2 protein-coding genes are annotated in these 1,422 nt (G+C 74.1%); one reads left to right on the plus strand and one right to left on the minus strand.

Annotation, left to right across the window (positions count from 1 at the left end; genetic code table 11):
- Positions 1 to 833: CAP domain-containing protein (locus tag AB0M20_RS43405; RefSeq protein WP_364307329.1), on the plus strand; the 833-nt coding region annotated here is incomplete at its 5' end.
- A gap of 44 nt (positions 834 to 877) precedes the next feature.
- Here the strand turns inward: AB0M20_RS43405 and AB0M20_RS43410 are convergent.
- Positions 878 to 1,422 (minus strand): DNA-directed RNA polymerase II (locus tag AB0M20_RS43410; RefSeq protein ID WP_364307331.1); only part of this gene is annotated, 545 nt, incomplete at its 5' end.

Below are 1,422 nucleotides of genomic sequence, written 5' to 3' on the forward strand. Positions count from 1 at the left end.
CCGCGACCAACACCTATGAGGGCGAGGCCGCTACCAACGCGCTCGTCGGCGGCGCCCGTGCCGTCTCGTGCCGGCGCTGCTCCGGCGGCAGCCGGGTCACCGGTCTCGGCGGCGCGGGGACGCTCACCGTCACCGGTGTCGTGGCCGAGCAGGCCGGGACCGCCCGGCTGGCGATCTCCTACGTCGCCGCGACGACCCGCACCGCCCAGCTGACCGTCAACGACGCCGGGCCGGCCCAGACCACCTTCCCGGGTACGCGCTCCGGCACGCGACCCGGCACGGTCACGGTGGACGTGACCCTGGCGGCCGGCACGAACACGATCGGGTTCGCCAACCCGGAGGGCGCCGCGCCCGACATCGACCGGATCGTGGTGACGACGACGCCGGTCCCGTCTGAGCCCACGCCGTCGGAGCCCACGCCGTCCGAGCCGCCGGCCGGCGAGCACGAGGCGTTCGAGGTCGAGGTGGTCTCGCTGGTGAACGCCGAGCGGGCCACCGCCGGATGCGCGGCGGTGACCCGTGAGGATCGGCTGACGGCGGCGGCGCGCGGCCACTCGGCGGACATGGCGGCGCGCGGCTACTTCAGCCACACCACGCCCGAGGGTGTCGAGTTCGCGACCCGGATCACCAACGCCGGCTACGTCTGGCGGACGGCCGGCGAGAACATCGCCAAGGGTTACCGCACCCCGGAGCAGGTGATGACCGGCTGGATGAACAGCGCGGGCCACAAGGCGAACATCCTCAACTGCGCCTTCCGCGACCTGGGTGTGGGCGTCGCGGCGGCGCCGGACGGCACCCTGCTCTGGACGCAGGACTTCGCGACCGCCCGCTGAGCAACGTCAGGGAGAAACACGCGCAACGAGCCGGCTGGGTCGCGCTACACGAAGAGGTCGCGCACCCAGCCGTACGCGTCCATCACCCACGGGGTCTGGCGCAGGAACGCGATGCCGACGCCGAGCAGGAAGACCCCGGTCACCACGTGCGAGACCTTGGCGGTGCGGCGGACCCGGCCGAACTGCTTCTCGAGCACCACCCGGCCGACCAGCCGGCACAGGGCGAAGAGCCCGGCCGCGACGGCCAGGCTGCAGACCAGGACCACGATCGGGGTGGTCCAGCCGCCGTCGCTGGAGATCGCCCAGATGCCCCAGCAGACGAACACGAACAGCACCCCGGCGTTGGACCACTCCTGGCCCTTGCGCAGCTCACGCAGGTGCCAGGTCATCGAGCGGCGCTGCTCCGGCGCGCCGGAGCCCGGCCACCCGGTGCCGGTCGGCTCGTGCTCGGCGGCGAACTGCGCGGTCTGCGGCTGCGGCTCACGCGGGGTGAGCTGCGCACGCCCGCGGGAGAACGGGCTCGGGTCGGGCGGTGGAGGCGGCGGCGCAGCCGGACCGGTCGGCGCGGCCCTCGGGTCCTGGGGCGGCA

The organism is Actinoplanes sp. NPDC051633, assembly GCF_040681735.1.
Classification (GTDB): domain Bacteria; phylum Actinomycetota; class Actinomycetes; order Mycobacteriales; family Micromonosporaceae; genus Actinoplanes.